Origin of the sequence: Providencia sp. PROV032, assembly GCF_028484875.1 — a bacterium.
GTDB classification, from domain to species: domain Bacteria; phylum Pseudomonadota; class Gammaproteobacteria; order Enterobacterales; family Enterobacteriaceae; genus Providencia; species Providencia rettgeri_E.
Map to the genome: position 1 here is coordinate 20,870 of NZ_JAMPSX010000039.1, position 8,515 is coordinate 29,384.

General features: G+C 43.9%; 8 protein-coding genes. 1 reads left to right on the forward strand and 7 read right to left on the reverse strand.

The window, feature by feature from the left end; all coding sequences use genetic code 11:
* Window positions 1-28: 28 nt before the first annotated feature.
* The 7 genes from rpoB to secE all read right to left on the reverse strand — a co-directional run bounded on the left by rpoB (window position 29) and on the right by secE (window position 7,897).
* Window positions 29-4,057: a DNA-directed RNA polymerase subunit beta gene (gene rpoB, locus PSF42_RS19270; RefSeq protein ID WP_125895087.1), complete on the reverse strand. Its 4,029-nt coding sequence runs from the start codon at window positions 4,055-4,057 to the stop codon at window positions 29-31.
* A gap of 358 nt (window positions 4,058-4,415) precedes the next feature.
* Window positions 4,416-4,781, reverse strand: coding sequence for a 50S ribosomal protein L7/L12 (gene rplL, locus PSF42_RS19275; protein WP_004264384.1), 366 nt, complete (start codon window positions 4,779-4,781; stop codon window positions 4,416-4,418).
* A 60-nt stretch (window positions 4,782-4,841) separates the two neighbouring features.
* Window positions 4,842-5,339 (reverse strand): 50S ribosomal protein L10, encoded by a 498-nt coding sequence (gene rplJ, locus PSF42_RS19280; protein ID WP_004264381.1) that lies wholly within the window; start codon window positions 5,337-5,339, stop codon window positions 4,842-4,844.
* 333 nt (window positions 5,340-5,672) lie between these two features.
* Entirely contained in the window at window positions 5,673-6,374 is a 702-nt protein-coding gene (gene rplA, locus PSF42_RS19285; protein WP_125895085.1) for a 50S ribosomal protein L1, read from the reverse strand.
* Window positions 6,375-6,378: 4 nt separating this feature from the next.
* Complete coding sequence (gene rplK / locus PSF42_RS19290) at window positions 6,379-6,807, reverse strand: 50S ribosomal protein L11 (RefSeq protein ID WP_125895083.1); 429 nt, start codon at window positions 6,805-6,807, stop codon at window positions 6,379-6,381.
* Between the two features lie 157 nt (window positions 6,808-6,964).
* Entirely contained in the window at window positions 6,965-7,510 is a 546-nt protein-coding gene (gene nusG / locus PSF42_RS19295) for a transcription termination/antitermination protein NusG (RefSeq protein WP_004264378.1), read from the reverse strand.
* Window positions 7,511-7,897: a preprotein translocase subunit SecE gene (gene secE / locus PSF42_RS19300; RefSeq protein ID WP_004265885.1), complete on the reverse strand. Its 387-nt coding sequence runs from the start codon at window positions 7,895-7,897 to the stop codon at window positions 7,511-7,513.
* A gap of 325 nt (window positions 7,898-8,222) precedes the next feature.
* On the opposite strand from secE, the gene PSF42_RS19305 reads away from it, so the two are divergent.
* Window positions 8,223-8,423: a hypothetical protein gene (locus PSF42_RS19305; protein WP_125895081.1), complete on the forward strand. Its 201-nt coding sequence runs from the start codon at window positions 8,223-8,225 to the stop codon at window positions 8,421-8,423.
* Window positions 8,424-8,515: the final 92 nt, after the last annotated feature.

Here is an 8,515-nt window from a genome sequence, read left to right on the forward strand (position 1 = left end):
GAAGGCGAACCTTCCGGCATAAAACGAATTACTCGTCTTCCAGCTCGATGTTGATACCCAGTGAACGGATCTCTTTCAGCAATACGTTGAAAGATTCCGGCATACCAGGTTCCATCTGATGGCTGCCATCGACGATGTTTTTATACATCTTCGTACGGCCGTTAACGTCATCCGATTTAACTGTAAGCATTTCTTGAAGAGTATAGGCTGCACCGTATGCTTCCAGTGCCCACACTTCCATCTCCCCGAAACGCTGACCACCGAACTGCGCTTTACCACCCAGCGGTTGCTGAGTAACCAAGCTATAAGAACCTGTTGAACGGGCATGCATCTTATCGTCAACCAAGTGGTTCAGTTTCAGCATGTACATATAACCAACGGTAACTTGACGCTCAAATTTCTCGCCAGTACGACCATCGAATAATGTAATCTGACCTGAAGTTGGCAGACCACCCAATTTCAGCAGTTCTTTGATTTCTTTCTCTTTCGCACCATCGAATACTGGTGTTGCAATTGGCATACCTTTTTTCAGGTTCTCAGCCAAACGCATAACTTCTTCGTCAGAGAAAGTATTCAAGTCAACTTTCTGGCGTGGATCATCACCTAAATCGTACGCTTTTTGGATAAACTCACGCAGTTTGGCAACTTCTTCTTGCTGTTTAAGCATAGCATTGATTTTCTCACCAATACCTTTCGCTGCCATCCCTAAGTGGGTTTCCAAAATCTGACCGATGTTCATACGTGATGGTACGCCCAGCGGGTTCAGAACGATGTCAACTGGGTTACCGTTTTCATCGTAAGGCATGTCTTCGACTGGGTTGATTTTTGAGATAACACCTTTGTTACCATGGCGACCCGCCATTTTATCACCCGGTTGAATTTGACGTTTAACCGCCAGATAAACCTTAACAATTTTCAGTACACCCGGTGCTAAGTCATCACCTTGAGTAATTTTACGACGTTTTGCATCGAGTTTTTTCTCGAACTCAGATTTCAGTTCGTCATACTGTTCGGCTAATTGCTCTAACTGGTTTTGCTTCTCTTCGTCTGCTAAAGATAACTCTAACCAACGATCGCGAGGCAGTTTGTCCAGTTTTTCAGCTTCAATTCCGCCGTTAACCAGTACAGAACGGATACGAGCAAACAGGCCAGCTTCGAAAATACGCAGCTCTTCTGTTAAGTCTTTCTTCGCATCGCGTAACTGAGTTTCTTCGATCTCCAATGCACGTTTGTCTTTCTCTACACCGTCACGGGTAAATACTTGTACGTCAATAACCGTACCAGATACACCGTTAGGAACACGTAAAGAAGAGTCTTTAACGTCTGATGCTTTTTCACCGAAGATAGCACGTAACAGTTTCTCTTCTGGCGTCAGCTGAGTTTCACCTTTAGGTGTTACTTTACCAACCAGAATGTCGCCGCCTTTCACTTCCGCACCAATATACACGATACCGGATTCGTCAAGTTTAGACAGAGCAGCTTCACCGACGTTTGGAATATCTGCAGTGATTTCTTCAGGCCCTAATTTAGTGTCACGAGACACACAAGAGAGCTCTTGAATGTGAATAGTTGTGAAACGGTCTTCTTGAACAACACGCTCAGAAACTAAGATGGAGTCTTCGAAGTTATAACCATTCCATGGCATGAATGCCACGCGCATGTTTTGACCAAGTGCTAATTCACCGAGGTCTGTTGAAGGACCATCCGCTAACACGTCACCACGTTCAACTGGCTCACCTAAAGATACACAAGGCATCTGGCTAATACAGGTGTTCTGGTTAGAACGGGTATATTTAGTCAGGTTATAAATATCGATTCCAGCTTCGCCTGGGTACATCTCATCTTCGTTAACTTTGATAACGATACGAGAAGCATCAACGTACTGAACCGAACCACCACGTCTTGCAACAGCAGTAACACCCGAGTCAACCGCTACTGCACGTTCCATACCTGTACCGACTAATGGTTTGTCAGCACGTAAAGTAGGAACCGCTTGACGTTGCATGTTCGCACCCATCAATGCACGGTTGGCGTCATCGTGTTCAAGGAATGGGATCAGAGACGCACCAACAGAAACAACCTGTTGAGTCGAAACGTCCATATATTCAACCTGTTCACGGCTGAATAAGCTTGATTCACCTTTGTTACGGCAAGTAATCAGTTCTTCAACGAAGCTACCATCATCACCTAAAACGGTGTTTGCCTGAGCAATGATGAAGTTACCTTCTTCAATCGCAGACAGATAATGGATTTCATCTGTAACTAAACCATCACGTACTAAACGGTATGGGGTTTCTAAGAAACCGTACTCATTGGTCTGTGCATAAACAGATAATGAGTTGATCAGACCAATGTTCGGACCTTCAGGTGTTTCGATAGGACAAACACGACCGTAGTGAGTTGGGTGAACGTCACGTACTTCGAAGCCCGCACGCTCACGAGTCAGACCACCAGGGCCTAACGCAGAGATACGACGTTTGTGCGTAATTTCAGACAGTGGGTTGTTCTGGTCCATAAATTGGGACAGCTGGCTAGAACCAAAGAACTCTTTCACTGCGGCTGAAATTGGTTTCGCGTTGATCATATCTTGTGGCATTAATGCATCGAGGTCGCCCAGAGAAAGACGCTCTTTCACTGCACGCTCAACACGAACCAGACCGACACGGAATTGGTTCTCTGCCATTTCACCAACAGAACGAATACGACGGTTACCTAAGTGGTCGATATCATCCACTTCGCCTTTACCGTTACGGATATCGATGAGTTTACGCATCACATCAATGATGTCTTCTTCACTCAGGATACCTGAACCTTCAATTTCTTCACGGTTCAGTGAACGGTTGAACTTCATACGACCTACCGCAGACAAGTCATAACGGTCTTCAGAGAAGAACAGGTTCTCGAATAGGTTTTCTGCCGCTTCACGGGTCGGTGGCTCACCAGGACGCATCATGCGGTAGATTTCTACCAATGCACTCAGACGGTCGTTAGTTGGGTCGACACGAACGGTTTCAGAAATGTAAGCACCGTGGTCTAAGTCATTGGTAAACAATGTTTCGATTGTTTTATGACCAGACTGGCTCAGACGCGCCAACATGTCTAAAGAAAGTTCCATGTTTGCTGCACAAATCAGCTCACCGGTGCTTTCATCAATGTAGTCTCTAGCAACAACTTTACCTGCGATATATTCAACAGGCACTTCGATGCTATTGATTTCTTCTTTTTCTAACTGACGAATATGACGTGCAGTGATACGGCGGCCTTTTTCTACATAGACTTTACCGTTCGCTTCAATATCAAAAGAAGCCGTTTCACCACGTAGACGCTCAGGAACCAGCGTCATCATCAGTTTATTATCACGGATTTGGAATACAGTTTTTTCGAAGAATAGATTTAAGATTTCTTCTGTATTGTAATCCATTGCACGCAGAATAATGGTCGCAGGTAATTTACGGCGACGGTCAATACGTACAAACAGGTTATCTTTCGGGTCAAATTCGAAATCAAGCCATGAACCACGGTAAGGGATAATACGTGCGTTATAGAGCACTTTACCTGAAGAGTGTGTTTTACCTTTATCGCTGTCGAAGAATACACCCGGACTACGGTGTAACTGAGAAACGATAACACGCTCAGTACCGTTGATAACGAAAGTTCCGTTTTCAGTCATGAGTGGAATTTCACCCATGTAGACTTCTTGTTCTTTGATGTCTTTAACAGTTCCTTCCGGTGCTTCACGCTCATAAACGATGAGACGCAATTTCACACGCAAAGGCGCAGAGTAAGTTACACCGCGAATTTGACATTCTTTAACATCAAAAACAGGCTCGCCTAAACGATAGCTGACATATTGTAATTCAGCATTACCGCTATAGCTCTGAATTGGAAACACAGAACGGAAAGCAGCTTCCAGCCCATTCTGGCCATCAGGATCTTGCTCGATAAACTTCTGGAACGAGTCAAGTTGGATAGAAAGGAGATAAGGTATGTCCAAAACTTGTGGACGTTTACCAAAATCCTTACGAATACGTTTTTTCTCGGTATAGGAGTAAACCATAGGTTTCCTCAGCTCGTTGATCAGTGACCCAAGTGGTTAGCTCTTAGTATAAGAGACAGAACCGCAACGCGTTTTTTATAAGAAACGGAAAATGAATACTTTCCTTAATACTCATTGCTATTACTCTTAAATCATTTCATTGCGTTACTTTTGCTACCGAGCTACCCGAGCGGGTCGTAGCGAAGAACACAGTATATTAAGTCGTCAATAGAAAGAAGTATTGGAGGGTTGTTGTTAACATTAAAACTGCGTGAAAAGCTGTTAACACCCATCACGCTTTACAGCGCAAAAAGGCTGGTGATTAAAAAATCACCAGCCATCAGCCTAATTAGATTAGGCTGCGTTCTTGCAATTGAACTTATTTAAGTTCAACAGAAGCGCCTGCTTCTTCAAGAGATTTTTTCAGAGCTTCAGCTTCGTCTTTGCTCGCGCCTTCTTTGATGGTCGCTGGAGCAGACTCTACCATATCTTTAGCTTCTTTCAGGCCAAGACCGGTTGCGCCACGAACTGCTTTGATAACTGCAACTTTGTTACCGCCAACAGCTGACAGTACAACGTCAAATTCAGTTTTTTCTTCAGCAGCTTCAGCTGGGCCCGCAGCAACAGCAACAGCTGCAGCAGCAGAAACGCCGAATTTTTCTTCCATCATAGTAATCAGTTCAACAACGTCCATTACAGACATTTCTGCAACTGCATCAAGGATTTGGTCTTTAGTGATAGACATAACAAGTGTTCCTAAAATTCAGAAATAGTTTATACGTTAAAAAGCAACGAAGGAAAGGGCTTATGCAGCTTCTTTCTGATCGCGCAGAGCAGCCAGAGTACGAACCAATTTGCCTGCAGCGGCTTCTTTCATGGTTGACATCAGGCGTGCGATTGCTTCATCGTAAGTTGGGAGAGTTGCCAGACGATCGATATCTTTCGCTTGGATTAACTCACCTTCAAAGGCCGCAGCTTTAATCTCAAATGCTGGATTCGCTTTCGCGAACTCTTTGAACAGACGAGCGCCAGCGCCCGGGTGTTCGTTAGAGAAAGCAATTAAGGTTGGACCGACAAACACGTCTTTCAGTACGTCATAAGAAGTACCTTCAACAGCACGGCGGATCAGTGTGTTACGAACAACACGGATATAAACGCCTGCTTCGCGACCTGCTTTACGCAGTTCAGTCATTTTTGCTACAGTTACGCCGCGTGAATCAGCAACAACTGCAGAAAGCGCGCCTTTGGCTACTTCGCTGACTTCAGCAACAATCGCTTGTTTGTCTTGAAGATTTAGTGCCATTAGCTTCTTGCTCCTGGATTAACCGGGAAAACCCGGGACTCACATCACTCAAACACAACATTATGTAAGAGCGCTAAAACACGGTGAGCAGAATAGAATCCAGAATTAAATTCTAGGTATCTCTGTCACCGTCTACGCAGGTAAATTAAGTAGCTATCATAACTAATAAACCACACCTGCGGTCTTGGACGGGGTCTGGAAAGGCCAGACTCCATACCGAAATTCGTGGTTTGTTGAATATATCGCTATACCCAACAAACTCAAGGCGTCAAATTTTATACAAATTTGACGCAAAGGTAAAGCCTAATTACCAATTAGCCAAAGCTATAGCAATTAAACTGTCGCTGACAGACCAGCTTGGTCAACAGCAACACCTGCACCCATAGTGGTGGACAGGCTAACTTTCTTGATGAAAACACCTTTAGCAGAAGCTGGTTTTGCTTTTTTCAGCGCGATCAGCAGTGCTTCTAAGTTTTCTTTCAGTTTGTCAGCGTCGAAATCAACTTTACCGATAGTGGTATGGATGATTCCGTTTTTGTCGTTACGGTAGCGAACCTGACCAGCTTTAGCATTGTTAACTGCTTCAGCAACGTTAGGAGTTACAGTACCAACTTTCGGGTTTGGCATCAGACCACGTGGGCCCAGAACTTGACCTAATTGGCCAACAACGCGCATTGCATCTGGAGAAGCAATAACAACGTCAAAGTCCATTTCACCAGCTTTGATTTTATCAGCCAGATCTTCCATACCTACCAGTTCAGCACCTGCAGCTTTAGCAGCTTCAGCGTTTGCGCCTTGTGCGAACACAGCAACGCGAACTGAACGGCCAGTACCGTGTGGCAGTACAGTTGCACCGCGAACGTTTTGGTCAGATTTACGAGCATCGATGCCCAGGTTGATAGCTACGTCAACGCTTTCTACGAATTTAGCAGTTGCTAATTCTTTCAGCAGTGCAACGGCTTCGTTGATGTCGTACTGTTTAGTTGCATCAACTTTTTCACGGATATTGCGCATGCGCTTAGTCAGTTTAGCCATTGTCTTAGTCCTCCACTACCAGGCCCATGGAACGAGCAGTACCTTCAATTGAACGCATCATTGCGTCAAGATCAGCACCAGTCATGTCCGCAGCTTTAGTTTCAGCGATTTCGCGAATCTGAGCAGAGGTCACTTTACCAACTTTATCTTTGTTAGGCTTGCCTGAACCAGACTTAACGCCAGCTGCTTTTTTCAGCAGAACTGCTGCAGGTGGAGTTTTGGTAACGAAAGTGAAAGAACGGTCTGCGTAAACAGTAATAACAACAGGAATTGGTAAACCTTTTTCCAGGCTGTCTGTTTTTGCGTTGAACGCTTTACAGAATTCCATGATGTTAACACCTTGTTGACCCAGAGCTGGACCAACTGGTGGACTTGGGTTCGCCATACCAGCTGCAACTTGCAGCTTAACGTAGGCTTGAACTTTCTTAGCCATGATATTTCCTCTAGATGGGTGATAGCGCCTTACGGTTTGCAAGGCTCCCCGTTACATTAAACATGCCCCGCACGTTAATTGTGCCGAACATAAAAACAAAAGGCGCGAAATTGTAGTCAAATTTCACGGCTTTTGCAAGTCAGTTTTGTCGTTTAGATTAGGCTTTTTCTACCTGACCAAAATCCAATTCGACTGGAGTTGCACGACCAAAGATAGAAACAGAGACTTTTAAGCGGCTCTTTTCATAATCAATCTCTTCAACAACACCGTTAAAGTCAGCAAATGGGCCTTCGCTAACGCGAACCATTTCACCTGGTTCAAACAATGTTTTCGGACGTGGTTTATCACCAACTTGTTGTAAGCGGTTCATTATAGCATCAACTTCTTTATCGCTAATTGGCGCTGGACGATCTGACGTCCCGCCAATGAACCCCATTACACGCGGTACACTACGTACTAAGTGCCAAGAGTCATCATTCATGACCATTTGGACTAAGACATAGCCTGGGAAGAATTTACGTTCACTCTTACGGCGCTGACCGCTACGGATTTCAACAACTTCTTCTGTTGGAACCATAACTTCGCCAAAAGAATCTTCCATAGCATGTAATTTGATATGTTCACGTAAAGACTGTGCTACGCGACCTTCAAAACCAGAGAATGCCTGAATGACATACCAGCGCTTTTTAGGTGAATCGGACATTTAGAATAACCTCAGGCTTGTAATAAATGAAACTAAACGCACCAGAATACCATCTAGTCCCCACAGTATTAATGACATTACAGCCGTTACTGCAGCAACAATTAAAGTAGTTTGTAATGTTTCCTGGCGAGTAGGCCAAATGACTTTTCTCATCTCGACGCGAGCTTCGCGTGCAAACGCCAGTGTTGCTTTACCTTTTGTGGTCCATAAAGCGACAGCACCTGCAATAGCGACAACAGCCACAACTGCAAAAGCACGCAGCGCGAGATTATATTGACGGAAGTAATAATTACCAACAATAGCAATTATTAATAAGGCACAGACAATGACCCACTTGAAGATGTCTGCACTACGTCCACTTCCTTGAGCTTCGCTATTCGCACTCATAATTCAACCTGTTACCATGAAGTATGTACAAAGCTTGCTTGTTTACAAAGGTAAGACAACCAAGCCAAACCAATAGAATATGCCAACATATCCCTCAATTACTACAAACTAAGCCTGCAAAAATTTGATAGGGATATCAATAGCATCACCTGCGATCTAAAAAGTAATTAGCCTTGTTAATGGAGGTAATTAGCGTTATTCGTTCTGCAAAAATAACAAGTTGCAGTAACATTTTATTTCGCAAGTACTACGTGTACGTCAGTACTACCACTTTACAAGTGCTACCCATTTCACAAGTGCTATTCCATTTTGCAGGAATTTCAGCATGCTCAGTAAATTTTTTAACTACACCAATCAAGAAAGTGACTTTCTTTTTGTGGCAGCAGTAAAATATACCATATCTTCCGAGCAAAACCTTAATAAATCTCATATAACTGCGCAAAGTAGCCCGCACAGTTATCAATTCGTTGTTTCAGAGCCTATCTCACCAATAATTATACAAATGATTGATGAGATAGGTTCTTAATTTTGCAACGTCTGAATTTTGCAACGTATAAAAAGGACGTCTATTAGACGCCCTTTTTTACTAAGTGGTTCTTTCTTATTCAGAAAGAGCGG

Bases quoted from the DNA above. Each gene is read 5' to 3' on its own strand.
- nusG (WP_004264378.1), bottom strand. From the start codon at position 7,510: ATGTCCGATTCACCTAAAAAGCGCTGGTATGTCATTCAGGCATTCTCT.
- rplJ (WP_004264381.1), bottom strand. From the start codon at position 5,339: ATGGCACTAAATCTTCAAGACAAACAAGCGATTGTTGCTGAAGTCAGC.
- rplK (WP_125895083.1), bottom strand. From the start codon at position 6,807: ATGGCTAAGAAAGTTCAAGCCTACGTTAAGCTGCAAGTTGCAGCTGGT.
- rpoB (WP_125895087.1), bottom strand. From the start codon at position 4,057: ATGGTTTACTCCTATACCGAGAAAAAACGTATTCGTAAGGATTTTGGT.
- rplA (WP_125895085.1), bottom strand. From the start codon at position 6,374: ATGGCTAAACTGACTAAGCGCATGCGCAATATCCGTGAAAAAGTTGAT.
- rplL (WP_004264384.1), bottom strand. From the start codon at position 4,781: ATGTCTATCACTAAAGACCAAATCCTTGATGCAGTTGCAGAAATGTCT.
- PSF42_RS19305 (WP_125895081.1), top strand. From the start codon at position 8,223: ATGCTCAGTAAATTTTTTAACTACACCAATCAAGAAAGTGACTTTCTT.
- secE (WP_004265885.1), bottom strand. From the start codon at position 7,897: ATGAGTGCGAATAGCGAAGCTCAAGGAAGTGGACGTAGTGCAGACATC.